13 protein-coding genes and 1 riboswitch are annotated in these 11,513 nt (G+C 67.9%); of the genes, 8 read left to right on the top strand and 5 right to left on the bottom strand.

Translation table 11 applies throughout. The features are described from left to right. Nucleotides 1-62: 62 nt before the first annotated feature. Together ACYVKL_RS14125 and ACYVKL_RS14120 are read left to right on the top strand one after the other, a co-directional pair. Complete coding sequence (locus tag ACYVKL_RS14125) at nucleotides 63-581, top strand: NUDIX hydrolase (RefSeq protein ID WP_379163167.1); 519 nt, start codon at nucleotides 63-65, stop codon at nucleotides 579-581. 53 nt (nucleotides 582-634) lie between these two features. Continuing rightward, nucleotides 635-799: riboswitch (FMN riboswitch) on the top strand. Between the two features lie 75 nt (nucleotides 800-874). Then, nucleotides 875-1,321, top strand: coding sequence for a 6,7-dimethyl-8-ribityllumazine synthase (locus ACYVKL_RS14120; protein ID WP_379163164.1), 447 nt, complete (start codon nucleotides 875-877; stop codon nucleotides 1,319-1,321). A 126-nt stretch (nucleotides 1,322-1,447) separates the two neighbouring features. Here the strand turns inward: ACYVKL_RS14120 and ACYVKL_RS14115 are convergent, their stop codons facing one another. Further along, complete coding sequence (locus ACYVKL_RS14115; RefSeq protein WP_379165727.1) at nucleotides 1,448-2,806, bottom strand: cation:dicarboxylate symporter family transporter; 1,359 nt, start codon at nucleotides 2,804-2,806, stop codon at nucleotides 1,448-1,450. A 153-nt stretch (nucleotides 2,807-2,959) separates the two neighbouring features. Between ACYVKL_RS14115 and ACYVKL_RS14110 the strand changes: the two genes are divergently transcribed. The 4 genes from ACYVKL_RS14110 to ahcY all read left to right on the top strand — a co-directional run bounded on the left by ACYVKL_RS14110 (nucleotide 2,960) and on the right by ahcY (nucleotide 8,024). Beyond that, nucleotides 2,960-4,420: a sensor histidine kinase gene (locus tag ACYVKL_RS14110; protein WP_379165725.1), complete on the top strand. Its 1,461-nt coding sequence runs from the start codon at nucleotides 2,960-2,962 to the stop codon at nucleotides 4,418-4,420. Further along, nucleotides 4,417-5,148, top strand: a complete 732-nt coding sequence (locus ACYVKL_RS14105; RefSeq protein ID WP_379163161.1) for a response regulator — start codon at nucleotides 4,417-4,419, stop codon at nucleotides 5,146-5,148. Before ACYVKL_RS14110 ends, ACYVKL_RS14105 begins: the two co-directional genes overlap by 4 nt. A 209-nt stretch (nucleotides 5,149-5,357) precedes the next feature. Further along, nucleotides 5,358-6,515 (top strand): alkane 1-monooxygenase, encoded by a 1,158-nt coding sequence (locus tag ACYVKL_RS14100; protein ID WP_379163158.1) that lies wholly within the window; start codon nucleotides 5,358-5,360, stop codon nucleotides 6,513-6,515. A 33-nt stretch (nucleotides 6,516-6,548) separates the two neighbouring features. Further along, nucleotides 6,549-8,024: an adenosylhomocysteinase gene (gene ahcY, locus ACYVKL_RS14095; RefSeq protein ID WP_379163155.1), complete on the top strand. Its 1,476-nt coding sequence runs from the start codon at nucleotides 6,549-6,551 to the stop codon at nucleotides 8,022-8,024. Nucleotides 8,025-8,097: 73 nt separating this feature from the next. Here ahcY and ACYVKL_RS14090 read toward each other — a convergent pair whose 3' ends face one another. The 4 genes from ACYVKL_RS14090 to ACYVKL_RS14075 form a co-directional block, all read right to left on the bottom strand. Further along, the gene (locus tag ACYVKL_RS14090) at nucleotides 8,098-8,307 is read right to left on the bottom strand and encodes a hypothetical protein (RefSeq protein ID WP_460771949.1); all 210 of its coding nucleotides are present in this window, start codon (nucleotides 8,305-8,307) and stop codon (nucleotides 8,098-8,100) included. A gap of 64 nt (nucleotides 8,308-8,371) precedes the next feature. Continuing rightward, nucleotides 8,372-8,905 (bottom strand): hypothetical protein, encoded by a 534-nt coding sequence (locus ACYVKL_RS14085; protein ID WP_379163149.1) that lies wholly within the window; start codon nucleotides 8,903-8,905, stop codon nucleotides 8,372-8,374. Between the two features lie 54 nt (nucleotides 8,906-8,959). Further along, nucleotides 8,960-9,472, bottom strand: a complete 513-nt coding sequence (locus ACYVKL_RS14080) for a hypothetical protein (RefSeq protein ID WP_379163146.1) — start codon at nucleotides 9,470-9,472, stop codon at nucleotides 8,960-8,962. A 157-nt stretch (nucleotides 9,473-9,629) separates the two neighbouring features. Next, nucleotides 9,630-9,905 carry a hypothetical protein gene (locus ACYVKL_RS14075; RefSeq protein ID WP_213559726.1) on the bottom strand — a complete coding sequence of 92 codons (276 nt, stop codon included), beginning with the start codon at nucleotides 9,903-9,905 and terminating at the stop codon, nucleotides 9,630-9,632. Between the two features lie 163 nt (nucleotides 9,906-10,068). Between ACYVKL_RS14075 and ACYVKL_RS14070 the strand changes: the two genes are divergently transcribed. Both ACYVKL_RS14070 and mtrA read left to right on the top strand, forming a co-directional pair. Further along, complete coding sequence (locus ACYVKL_RS14070) at nucleotides 10,069-10,716, top strand: dTMP kinase (protein ID WP_379163143.1); 648 nt, start codon at nucleotides 10,069-10,071, stop codon at nucleotides 10,714-10,716. A gap of 78 nt (nucleotides 10,717-10,794) precedes the next feature. Next, on the top strand, nucleotides 10,795-11,472 hold the full coding sequence (gene mtrA, locus ACYVKL_RS14065; RefSeq protein ID WP_033090495.1) for an MtrAB system response regulator MtrA: 678 nt from the start codon (nucleotides 10,795-10,797) through the stop codon (nucleotides 11,470-11,472). The last annotated feature ends 41 nt before the right edge of the window (nucleotides 11,473-11,513 follow it).

Raw genomic sequence — 11,513 nt, 5'->3', positions numbered from 1 at the left:
CGAACCGAAGGCGCAGCCGCCCTCGCGGTCATGCCGGAGCCGAGCGCCGGCGAGGTGGAGGCATGAGCGCGGAGTCGCTGCACAAGTCCGCGACCGAGCTGTTGGAGACCTGGTCTCCGGCAACGGGTCCGGAACAGTCGATCCGTGAGGCCATGCTGGCCTTCCTGGGGTCGGCCCCGCGCGGCTGCCTGCGCGAGCACGCGGCCGGGCACATCACCGCCTCGGCCATCGTGTTCTCCCACGACGAGCGGCAGGTCCTGCTCACCCTGCATCCGCGGGTGGGCCGGTGGATCCAATTGGGCGGGCACTGCGAGGAATCCGACGATTCGGTCGCCGCGGCCGCGTTCCGCGAGGCGACCGAGGAATCCGGTATCGACGGCCTGACCCTCGAGCCCGGTCTCTACGGCGCCCAGGCCCACCCCATCACCTGCTCGCTCGGCCTGCCTACCCGCCACCTCGATCTGCTGTTCAAGATCAAGGCCCCGGAAGGCGCTGTCCCGGTACGCAGTTCGGAATCCACCGACCTGCGCTGGTGGCCGGTCGACGGCCTGCCCGCTGACTCGGACGTGCTGTTGCGCTGACCAGGACACGGGGGTTCCGGATCGCGGAACCCCCGTGTTACTGTCCGGTACGTACACGTTCTCAGGGCGGGGTGGAATTCCCCACCGGCGGTAATGGCGATCCGGGCCGATCCGGAACGCACGAGCCCGCGAGCGCCACACCGATCCCGGTGTGGGTCGAGCAGATTCCGGTGTGACCCCGGAGCCGACGGTCAGAGTCCGGATGAAAGAGAACGCGGCCCCGGCACGTCCGCCAGCGCGGGCGGGCCCTGTTCGCGTCTTGCCCTGGGTGACAGCGAACAGGAGGAATCCCCATGTCACCCATGCCGAATCGCATCGCCCTCGTCGCCGCCCGCTGGCACAGCGACATCGTCGACAAGGCTGTCGAATCCTGCCGGTCGGAGCTGCTCGAGCGCGGGTACACCGAGATCGACGTGATCGAGGTGCCCGGTGCGTTCGAAATCCCGTTGCAGGCCAAGCGTTTGGCTACCAGCGGCGCGTATGCCGCGGTCGCCGGGGTCGCGCTGGTGGTGGACGGCGGCATCTACCGCCACGACTTCGTCGCGCCGACCGTGGTCGACGCGCTCATGCGGGTGCAGCTCGACACCGACGTGCCGGTGTTCTCGGCGGTGCTCACCCCGCACCACTTCCATGAGCACGCCGAACATCTGGAGTACTTCGCCCGGCACTTCGTGAAGAAGGGCGCCGAGCTGGCCAACGCCATCGCCGCCACGCTGGCGCTGGGCGCGGTCAGCGCCTGAGAAACGAGCGCGCACCCTGTCCGCGCGAGCCGGAGGCGGCTCGTCGCGCGGACAGGGTGCGCGGGTTCCGACGACGCGTAATAGGGGGAACGCGCCGGCGGTCCGGTTTCGGCCCAGGGGTTGGGGTCAGGCCGGAACCAGGTCCTTGTCGTGCGGGACAGCAGGGTGGTCGTCGACCATGGCCCGCTCGTCGAACGGGATCTCGCGATCCAGCACCGCGCGCACGCGGGCCGGGTCGAGGGTGTGGGTCCAGGTGCCGACGAGCAGCGTGGCGACGGCATTGCCCGAGAAGTTGGTCAGCGCCCGCGCTTCCGACATGAACCGGTCGATGCCGACGATCAGGCCGACGCCGTCCAGCAACTCCGGGCGATGGCTCTGCAGGCCACCGGCCAGCGTGGCCAGGCCCGCACCGGTCACGCCCGCCGCGCCCTTGGACGCCACGATCATGAACAGCAGCAGCCCGATCTGCTCGTGCCAGGCCAGTGGCTTGCCCATGGCGTCGGCCACGAACAGGGTCGCCATGGTCAGGTAGATGGCGGTGCCGTCCAGGTTGAACGAATACCCGGTCGGGACAACCACACCCACGGTGGTGCGGTCCACGCCGGCGTGCTCCATCTTGGCGATGAGCCGCGGCAGCGCCGACTCCGAGGACGAGGTGGCGAAGATCAGCAGGTACTCCCGCGCCAGGTAGCGGACCAGCTTGAAGATCGAGGTTCCGGCGACCACCCGCAGCAGTAGGCCGAGCACGCCGAAGATGAACACGATGCAGGTGAGATAGAAGGCCACCATCAGCAGCGCCAGCTGCTTGACCGCGTCGAGTCCGGTACGCGCCACCACATTCGCCATCGCGCCGAACGCGCCGATCGGGGCCAGCCACAGGATCATGGTCAGCACCCGGAAGACCAGCTTCTGCACCGAGGCCACCCCGCGCAGGATCGGTTCACCCGCCGCGCCCATGGCCTGGATGCCGAAGCCGACCAGCAACGCCACGAACAGCGCCTGCAGCACCTTGCCCGAGGTCAGTGACGACAGCAGCGTGGTCGGCACGATGTCCTCGAAGAACTGCCAGGTGCCGCCCGCCGCCTTGGCGTCGGTGGCGTACTTGGTGATCTCCTTGGCGTGCGCGGCCACGTTCAGCCCCGAACCCGGGTGCAGCAGATTGCCGACCGCCAGGCCGATGCCCAGCGCCACCGTCGACATGACCAGGAAGTAGCCGATCGCCAGCCCGCCCACCCGGCCGACCCGGGCGGCCGCGCGCACCGAGCCGATGCCGAGCACGATCGTGCAGAAGATGACCGGGGTGATCATCATCTTGATCAGGTTCACGAAGATCGTGCCCAGCTCGCCGACGCTCTTGCCGAAGCCCGGAGCCAGCCAGCCGACCAGGACGCCGGCCACGACGGCCACGATGACCGCCAGATACAGCCAGTGGGTACGGTCTCGGCGCGGTGGTGTGGTGGTGTCGCTCGTCACGCTGGAAATCATGTTCCACCGAGTGACGCCGGTCACTGTTGCGTAAATTATGTTCATGAAGCATCCGGAGGAATCGTGAAAGGTCGAAGACCCCGCCGCACCCTGGCCGGGCAGGTGTTCGTCGTGCAGGTGCTGGTGCTGGCCGCGGTGATCGCCGCCGCGACGATGCTGACCTTCCTGCAGACCCGCCGGGTGCAGGACGACGCCACCCGCGCGGAGGTCGTCGACACCGCGGTGGCCGTGGCGCAGTCGCCCTCGACGCTGGCCGGCGTGCGCGGCCCCGACCCGACCGCCGCGCTGCAACCGGTGACCGAGGCCATCCGCAAGGCCACCGGCATGGACTTCATCGTGGTGATGGCCCCGGACCGGATCCGCTACACCCACACCGAGACCGACCGGATCGGAAAACCCTTCAGCGGCAATATCGATCGCGCGCTGGCGGGGGAGACCTTCACCGAGACCTTCACCGGCACCCTCGGGCCCTCGATCCGCGCGGTCACCCCCGTGCGCGACGGCGACGGCCGCATCGTCGCGCTGGTGTCGGCGGGCGTCACCCGCACCCACATCGGCGAGCAGGTGCGCGCCCAGCTGCCGCTCATCCTGGCCGTCGCGGCGGGCGGGCTGGCGCTGGCCATGGCGAGCTCACTGTTGTTGCGGCGCAGACTGTTACGGCAGACCCACGGTCTGGGTACGGCCGAACTGCGGATGATGTACGAGCATCACGACGCGGTGCTGCACTCCATCCACGAGGGGCTGCTGGTGTTCGGCAAGGGCGACGCCGCCGCCGAGGTGGTCAACGATCAGGCGCGGCTGCTGCTCGGGCTGCCGGACGGTCCGGTGACCCGATCGGATCTGCCGGTGTCGTTGCAGCGCTTGGGGGCCGGTGTGGTGCGCGACGAGATGCACGTGACGCCGGAGCGGGTGCTGGTGGTGAATCAGGACGTGGTCGAACACGCCGGACGCCGCATCGGCACCGTGGTCACCCTGCGTGATCACACCGAATTGCGGGACGTGCTGGGCGAACTGGATTCGGTGCGCGGGTTCGCCGAATCACTGCGCGCCCAGGCGCACGAGGCCGCCAACCGGCTGCACACCGTGGTCACCATGGTGGAGCTGGGCCGTCCCCGGGAGGCGGTGAGCTTCGCGACCGCGGAACTCGAGCTGTCCCAGGCCCTCATCGACCGGCTCACCGGGGCGGTGGCCGAACCCGCGGTGGTGGCGCTGCTGCTGGGCAAGGTGGAGCAGGCGGCCGAGTACGGCGTGGAACTGACCGTCACCGGCGACACCCTGCTCGACTCCACTGATCCGCTCACCCCGCACGAGATGGTCACGCTGTTGGGCAATCTCATCGACAACGCCCTCGACGAGGTCGGGCACGACGAGGATGCCTGGCTGGAGGTGACCGTGCGACGCGACGACGCCGAGCTGTACGTGCGGGTCGCCGACAGTGGCCCGGGCATGTCCGAGGAACTGTTCACCCGGGCCACCGAGCGCGGATACTCCACCAAGACCGACCACCACGGTCTGGGACTGGCGCTGGTACGGCGGCTGGTGGCCCGGCACGCCGGTGAGTTGCGGGCCCGGCGCGAGCCGGAATCCGCTGTGATCGTGAGGTTTCCACGATGAAAACCCCGGGAACGCTGCATTCGACGACTCCCGCGACGGTCCGCGTCCTGATCGTCGAGGACGAGCCGAAAATCGCTGCGGCACACCGCTCTTACCTGGAGCGGCTGGACGGTTTCGATGTGGTGGCGGTGGCGCACACCGGACGCGAGGCGCTGACGATCGCGAAAAGGTCACAATCTTCCGGCGTCCCCGTTGATTTGGTGCTGATGGATATCGGTTTGCCAGATATGAGCGGGCTCGCGGTCGCCGCGGCGCTGGCGGTGCTGCGGCCGCGTCCGGACGTCATCGCGGTCACCTCCGCGCGGGATCTGGCGCTGGTGCGTGCCGCCGTCGCGCACGGCGTGGTGCTGTATCTGCTGAAGCCCTTCACCTTTGCCGCCTTCCGCGAGAAGCTGGAGCGCTACGTCGAGTACCGGGCGGCGCTGCCGGCGGGGGAGACGGCGGTGTCGCAGCACGACATCGACCGCGCCTTCGGTGTGCTGCGCACCCCGGATCAGCGGCCTACCTCACCGAAAGGCATTGCGCCGCAGACGATGGACGAGGTCTCGCGCGCGGTGCGGGGCGCACCGGACGGTCTGTCCGCGGGGGAAACGGGTCGCGCGGTAGGGGTTTCGCGGGTGACCGCGTGGCGATATCTGGAGCGGATGGCCGAAGACGGCGTGGTGGAACGGCGCACCGACTACGGTCGGACGGGACGGCCGCAGGTTCGGTACGTGTGGTTGCGCTGAGTCGCGACCGGTTGCGCTGAGCGCGGTTCGCCGCTCGTTTGCGCGCACTGGACAGTGACGGGAACCACATGGTCGGTTGCACCCGAACCGACTGCTCATGATGTAACGGTGACCACCTTTCGGGCCGCGCGCGTGCTGTAACAGCAACTAGGTTCCAAGATATGTAGCTGCGAAGTTGGACACGGTTGAGTAGCGGAGTAAACGTGCAAATGTTCGGCAAACGGTTGGGTTCGCCGGATCCCAAACGCCACCTGTGGGTGCTGGGGCTCATCGCCCCCATGTCGGCCTTGCTGCCTTCACAATTGGTGCTGCACACCAAGCTGACGGTGTTCTGGTGGCTCGGACCGATCATCATTCTGATCGCCATCCCGGTGCTGGACTGGGTCGTCGGGGAGGACGGCACCAATCCGCGCGACGAGGACTACGAACTACTGAGCAACGACCGGTTCTACCGGTGGTGCACCTATCTGTTCCTGCCGATCCAGGTGATCGGCCTGATCATCGCGTCGTGCATGTGGGCCGGCACCGACCTGTCCACGGTCGACAAGATCGGGCTGGCGACCACCCTCGGACTCGTCAGCGGCATCGGCATCAACGCCGCGCACGAACTCGGGCACCGGGTCGAGAACCTGGAACGCTGGCTGTCGAAAATGGCGCTGGCGCAGTCGGCGTACGGGCATTTCTTCGTCGAGCACAACCGGGGCCACCACGCCCGCGTCGCCACCCCGGACGACCCGGCCAGCGCGCGCATGGGCGAGTCGCTGTGGGAGTTCCTGCCCCGCAGCGTGATCGGCGGCTTCCGTTCGGCAATCCGGCTCGAAGGCGAGCGGCTGACGCGCAAGGGTCACCGCTGGTTCAGTGTCCACAACCACATCCTGCAGGCGTGGAGCATGACCGTCGTGCTGTTCGGCGCGCTCATGGCGATCTACAGCCCGTCGATCCTGCCGTACCTGCTGTTGCAGGCCGTGATCGGCGCGGGGCTGCTCGAAACGGTCAACTATGTCGAGCACTACGGCCTGCTGCGCGGCAAACGGCCGAACGGCAACTGGGCCCGCTGCGCACCCAGCGACAGCTGGAACAGCGACCGCCTGGTCACCAACATCTTCATGTTCCACCTGCAGCGGCACAGCGACCACCACGCCAATCCCGGCCGCCGGTACCAGACCCTGCGCTCCTCCGAGGAGGCCCCGCAGCTTCCGGCGGGTTACGCCACCATGATTCTGCTGGCCCTGTTCCCGCCGATCTGGCGTGTCGTGATGGACCCGCGGTTGCTGGCCCATTACGCGGGCGACGTCAGCCGGGCCAATATCCAACCTCGCAAACGAGAGCGCATCCTCGCCGCGTACGACGTTCCGGCGGCCGCGTAGGGTTTGGGGGAAGCAGCCGACCAGGAGAGGCAGATGACGACCTCAGTGTCCAGCACGATGACCCCTGATGTTCGCAACGGGATCGACTACAAGGTGGCGGATCTGTCACTGGCCGAGTTCGGCCGCAAGGAGATTCGCCTTGCCGAGCACGAGATGCCGGGCCTGATGGCGCTGCGTCGCGAGTACCACGACGTGCAGCCGCTGAAGGGCGCGCGCATCTCCGGCTCCCTGCACATGACCGTGCAGACCGCGGTGCTGATCGAGACCCTGGTCGCGCTGGGCGCGCAGGTGCGGTGGGCGTCGTGCAACATCTTCTCCACCCAGGACCACGCGGCCGCCGCGGTTGTGGTCGGTCCGCACGGCACCGTCGACGAGCCCAAGGGCACCCCCGTCTTCGCCTGGAAGGGCGAGACGCTGGAGGAGTACTGGTGGGCCGCCGAGCAGATGCTGACCTGGCCGGGCGAGCCGGCCAACATGATCCTCGACGACGGCGGTGACGCCACCATGCTGGTGCTGCGCGGCGCGCAGTTCGAGAAGGCCGGCGTGGTGCCGCCCGAGGACGAGACCCACTCCGACGAGTACAAGGTCTTCCTCAACCTGCTGCGCGAGAGCCTCGCGGCCGACGCCGGCAAGTGGGGCGCGATCGCCGACTCGGTCAAGGGTGTCACCGAGGAGACCACCACCGGTGTGCTGCGGCTGTACCAGTTCGCGGCCGCGGGTGAGCTGGTGTTCCCGGCCATCAACGTCAACGACTCGGTCACCAAGTCGAAGTTCGACAACAAGTACGGCACCCGCCACTCGCTGATCGACGGCATCAACCGCGGCACCGATGTGCTCATCGGCGGCAAGAAGGTGCTGATCTGCGGTTACGGCGACGTCGGCAAGGGCTGTGCGGAGTCGATGGCCGGCCAGGGCGCGCGCGTGCAGGTCACCGAGATCGACCCGATCAACGCGCTGCAGGCGCTGATGGACGGCTTCGACGTGGTCACCGTCGAGCAGGCCATCGCCGACGCCGACATCGTGATCACCTCGACCGGCAACAAGGACATCATCACCCTCGATCACATGAAGGCGATGAAGGGCCAGGCCATCCTGGGCAATATCGGCCACTTCGACAACGAGATCGACATGGCCGCCCTGGAGCGCTCGGGCGCGCAGCGGTTGAACATCAAGCCGCAGGTCGACCTGTGGACGTTCCCCGAGACCGGCCGCGCGATCATCGTGCTGTCCGAGGGCCGCCTGCTCAACCTGGGTAACGCCACCGGCCACCCCTCGTTCGTCATGTCGAACTCCTTCTCGAACCAGGTCATCGCGCAGATCGAACTGTGGACCAAGCCGGAGGAGTACGACAACGAGGTCTACCGCCTCCCCAAGCACCTCGACGAGAAGGTCGCCAAGATCCACGTCGAGGCCCTGGGCGGCACCCTGACCAAGCTCACCAAGGACCAGGCCGAGTACATCGGCGTGGACGTCGAGGGCCCGTACAAGCCGGACCACTACCGCTACTGAGCGGAAACCATCCGTAGTACCTGAAGATTCGGCCGGTCACCCTCGGGTGACCGGCCGAATCTGTCGGTGTGTGTCAGCCGACGGCCGAGTCACCGGTCCGGCAGGCATAAACGAGCCCGGACCCGGTCATCGCACAGATGAACTGATCCACCACCGGCGGAACGAGGGCGGCGGAACCCGAGCCCGAGCCGGTGGCGCTCCCACCAGGGGCGGTCGTCGCCACCGGTTGCACGGCGACCGGAGAGGCGGCCGCCGTGCCCGCGGCGACGGCCACTGCGGCCATTCCGCCGATCAGCAGAGCCGAGACGCGTTGCGCCGGGCCGAATTTCGTTGGCGGTCGCACCAGCTCACGAACCGGGGATGCTGTCGACGGCGAGTGCGGACGGTTGGAATCCTCCCTTGACCGTGCAGCCGGAGATGGTGGTATCCCAGGTGCCGCCCTCCAGTTTGCAGAGGAACTGACCGAGCATGTTCGCCCCCGCGGAACCCGAGGTGAACGCGGTAGAGGCGGCGCTGCTGCCGGTCATGAAGATGCTCTCTGCGGCGTCGAGTGCTGCGGAGCCCGTTTGGAACAGGGGCGGCGGGACGGCGATCGGGGCGGCGATCGGGGCGGCGGAGCCGCCGGTCAGGCAGTTGAGGCCGTTCTCCAGCGGCCAGAGGAAGGCGGCCAGGTTGCCGCCGCTGCCGTTCTGCAACGCGGCGAGCGGGGCGCTGGAGCCGGTATTACAAGTGCCGGCGATCGAGGTCGCGGCCGGTTCCGCGGTCGGCGCCGCCGGTTCGAGGGTGGCCGGGGCGGCGGTGGCGGCACCGGTGGCGAGGGCGGCGGAGGCCACGGCGGTGGCCAGGACTGTCGAGACGCGGTGAGTCAGGGCTGATTTCATGATTTCCTCCGGTATCGGAACTTGGTGGCCGGCCGAATCGCATTGCCGTGTGGGCTAGTCCAGCCACGGGGGGACGTCGGTGCATCCGTACTGGGAACTCCAGTACCGGCCCTTACCCGTGAGTTGGCACACGAGCGCTTTGGGAAGCAGGTCCGCGGAACCGCTCGAGCTCGAGCCCGTGGGCGTCGCCACCGGCGCCACGGTGGGCGGCGCGGGGTCGATCGTGAGGGCACTCGGGTTGAATACGGGGTATTCGCAGTAGGAGTAGTGGGTGCTGTCGCCCTGGATCCAGGTGCCGCCCTGCCCCTTGCAGGCCCACTGGCCGCTCCCGCTCGCGAGTCCCGATCCTGTGCCCAACTGGTTGATGACGGTGCTGAGGACCGCATTTCCCAGGTCGAGCCCTGCCGAGCCGGTCGGGGACCGGTCGGCGATCGGGGCCGGATCCGTGGGCGCCGCCACCGGGTCGAGGGTGAGCGGGGCCGCGGTGGCGGCGCCGGTGGCTAGGGCGGCGGTGGTCAGGGCGGTGGCCAGGATTGTCGAGACGCGGTGCGTAAGGCGGGATTTCATCGGCCGGGCTCCTTGATGGTTCAACGTTGGCAAATTCTAAAAGGAACGTGTTTCAGAACTGTGCCGTGAATTCTGGGGGCATGGACCGCGGTGCGGGGGTGGAAATGGCTGTGCCGCCGACCTGTTCGGGGCGGCGGCACAGGTGATCGGGTCGGGCCTAGTGGATGCAGACGTCGAAGACGGGCACCCAGGTGCCGCCGGTGATGGTGCAGAGGCCGGCGCTGAGCAGCTGACTGACGCTGGAGCCGGTGCCGAGGACGTTGCTCGAGCCGCCGGAGGAGGAGAGGGAAGAGGCCGAGCCGGAATCGGCGACCTGGGTGGCTGTGTCCGGGGTGGCGGGATCGAGGGTGAGGGGTGCGGCGGTGGCGGTGCCGGCCGTGGAAAGGGCGGCGGCGGAGATGGCGACGGCGGCTACGGTGAGGCGGGTCTTCATCAGGGTGGCGCTCCTTGCAGGGGGAGTGGTGGCTAGAACCTACAAGGGTTGAATGATGAGTGTTTCGGATTCGCTCATATTGTTCCGGCGCTCGCGGATCGGGCTCGCCGGACAAACGGGATCCTGCGGGTATGCGGTGCGGGAGGTTGGGTAGTCTCGCCGCATGGGTGCACTGGTTCCGGTGGAAGGGCTCGACGGCGCGGGTAAACGCACGCTCACCGAGGCCGTCGTCGCCGCGCTGCGCGCCCGCGGACTGCGCGTCGCGACCATGGCGTTCCCGCGCTACGGCGTCTCCGTGCACGCCGACCTCGCCGCCGAGGCGCTGCGCGGCGGCCATGGAGATACCGCCCAGTCTGTGAACGCCATGGCGCTGCTGTTCGCCCTCGACCGCGCCGACGCGCGCGACGAGCTCTCGAAACTGCTGGCGGACAATGACATCGTGCTACTGGACCGCTACGTCGCCTCCAACGCCGCCTACTCCGCCGCCCGGCTGGAGCAGGACGCGCGCGGCGAAATCGTGGACTGGATCGCCACATTGGAGTTCGAGCGGTTCGGCTTGCCCGCCCCGGATATCCAGATTCTGCTGGACGTTCCGGTCGATGTGGCCGAGGAGCGCGCCCGCCTGCGCGGCGAGGCCGACACCGCCCGCGCGCTGGACGCATACGAAAAAGACGGAGGACTGCAGCGCCGCACCGGTAGGGTCTACCGTGAGCTGGCCGAAATCAGCTGGCGTGGATCGTGGTGGGTGCATCGAACCGGAGACGATCCGGCAACACTCGCCGCGCGCCTCGCGGAAATTGTTGCTGGATAGGGTTGGATGTGCGCCGACAGGTCACGAGTGTTGGCGTGGCGGCCGAATCAGAGCCGGAGAGGTGACAAACTAGACGTTATGAAGCCGAAGATTCTGGTCGTCGACGACGATATGGCTCTCGCGGAGATGCTCACGATCGTCTTGCGCGGTGAGGGTTTCGACCCCCACGTCGTCGGAGACGGCACGCAGGCGCTGACCGCGGTCCGGGAGTTACGCCCGGACCTCGTGTTGCTCGACCTCATGCTGCCCGGCATGAACGGCATCGATGTATGCCGGGTGTTGCGAGCCGACTCGGGAGTACCCATCGTGATGCTGACGGCGAAGACCGATACGGTCGACGTCGTCCTGGGCTTGGAAAGCGGCGCCGACGATTACATCGTCAAGCCGTTCAAGCCGAAAGAACTGGTCGCCCGGGTGCGGGCGCGCTTGCGTCGCACCGAAGAGGAGCCGCAGGAACTGCTCTCCATCGCCGATATCGTCATCGATGTGCCCGCGCACAAGGTGACTCGCGGCGGTGCGCAGATCTCGCTGACCCCTCTGGAATTCGATCTGCTGGTGGCGCTGGCCCGCAAGCCTCGTCAGGTGTTCACCCGTGAGGTGCTGTTGGAACAGGTCTGGGGATACCGGCACGCCGCCGATACCCGCCTGGTCAACGTGCACGTGCAGCGGTTGCGCGCCAAGGTGGAGAAGGATCCGGAGAACCCTGAGATCGTCTTGACCGTCCGAGGTGTGGGCTACAAGGCCGGACCGCCGTGATCGCTGGCTCCAGAAACCGCGTGCAGCGGTGGCTGGCAGTA

The organism is Nocardia tengchongensis, assembly GCF_054781395.1.
This window is presented reverse-complemented; position numbering and strand designations above follow the sequence as displayed.

What these genes read in the sequence shown, in the direction of transcription:
- mtrA (WP_033090495.1), top strand. Translation starts at nt 10,795, where the DNA reads ATGAAGCCGAAGATTCTGGTCGTCGACGACGATATGGCTCTCGCGGAG.
- ACYVKL_RS14100 (WP_379163158.1), top strand. Translation starts at nt 5,358, where the DNA reads ATGTTCGGCAAACGGTTGGGTTCGCCGGATCCCAAACGCCACCTGTGG.
- ahcY (WP_379163155.1), top strand. Translation starts at nt 6,549, where the DNA reads ATGACGACCTCAGTGTCCAGCACGATGACCCCTGATGTTCGCAACGGG.
- ACYVKL_RS14110 (WP_379165725.1), top strand. Translation starts at nt 2,960, where the DNA reads ATGCTGACCTTCCTGCAGACCCGCCGGGTGCAGGACGACGCCACCCGC.
- ACYVKL_RS14075 (WP_213559726.1), bottom strand. Translation starts at nt 9,905, where the DNA reads ATGAAGACCCGCCTCACCGTAGCCGCCGTCGCCATCTCCGCCGCCGCC.
- ACYVKL_RS14070 (WP_379163143.1), top strand. Translation starts at nt 10,069, where the DNA reads ATGGGTGCACTGGTTCCGGTGGAAGGGCTCGACGGCGCGGGTAAACGC.
- ACYVKL_RS14120 (WP_379163164.1), top strand. Translation starts at nt 875, where the DNA reads ATGTCACCCATGCCGAATCGCATCGCCCTCGTCGCCGCCCGCTGGCAC.
- ACYVKL_RS14085 (WP_379163149.1), bottom strand. Translation starts at nt 8,905, where the DNA reads ATGAAATCAGCCCTGACTCACCGCGTCTCGACAGTCCTGGCCACCGCC.
- ACYVKL_RS14115 (WP_379165727.1), bottom strand. Translation starts at nt 2,806, where the DNA reads ATGATTTCCAGCGTGACGAGCGACACCACCACACCACCGCGCCGAGAC.
- ACYVKL_RS14090 (WP_460771949.1), bottom strand. Translation starts at nt 8,307, where the DNA reads ATGGCCGCAGTGGCCGTCGCCGCGGGCACGGCGGCCGCCTCTCCGGTC.
- ACYVKL_RS14105 (WP_379163161.1), top strand. Translation starts at nt 4,417, where the DNA reads ATGAAAACCCCGGGAACGCTGCATTCGACGACTCCCGCGACGGTCCGC.
- ACYVKL_RS14080 (WP_379163146.1), bottom strand. Translation starts at nt 9,472, where the DNA reads ATGAAATCCCGCCTTACGCACCGCGTCTCGACAATCCTGGCCACCGCC.
- ACYVKL_RS14125 (WP_379163167.1), top strand. Translation starts at nt 63, where the DNA reads ATGAGCGCGGAGTCGCTGCACAAGTCCGCGACCGAGCTGTTGGAGACC.